1 protein-coding gene and 1 pseudogene are annotated in these 513 nt (G+C 69.4%); both read right to left on the bottom strand.

From position 1 onward, the window contains the following. A pseudogene (locus BBH68_RS38835) lies at positions 1-116 on the bottom strand (TetR family transcriptional regulator); the annotation flags it as partial. Between the two features lie 139 nt (positions 117-255). After that, a partial coding sequence (locus BBH68_RS38840; RefSeq protein WP_141713179.1) for an ATP-binding protein occupies positions 256-513 on the bottom strand: 258 nt, incomplete at its 5' end.

Consider the following 513-nt stretch of genomic DNA (forward strand, 5'->3'; position numbering starts at 1 on the left):
AGGGGCACGCCGGAGGCGGTGCGGATCGCATCCATTCCCACCGACTGAATGCCTCGGCCGTAGAGCAGTTCCTCGGCAGCGTCGAGGATCCGCTGCTCAGTCGCTTCGAGTTCCACCTCGATCACCCATCCTAGAAAACGAACGTTCTCTTACGGTGCAGCGCGCCAGGTCGCACGGCATATTCCCGGGTGCGGGCCAGCTCGTCGCCGTACGCGCCTGCCCGGATCAGGGCCGGGCGTGTTGCCCGCTGCCCACTCAAGCGAGCACAACGTCCGCCCGGGATGCCCCGGCCGGTGCGGTGGCGACGCGCACACCGGCGCGGTCCCGTCGGCGATGCCGTTCCTCAAGCGTCTCGGTCCAGTCCGCCAGCAACTCGACGATGCCCACGCCGCGGCCGTGCTCATCATGGGCACCGGTGCAGCGAGGGTGGGGCGAGGGCGCCGTGGCGCCGGAGTCCGCAACCTCGATACGCACGGCGCGGCCTTCGAACGTGAGGCTCACGATCATGTCGGC

Source organism: Streptomyces sparsogenes (assembly GCF_001704635.1).
GTDB classification, from domain to species: Bacteria; Actinomycetota; Actinomycetes; order Streptomycetales; family Streptomycetaceae; genus Streptomyces; species Streptomyces sparsogenes.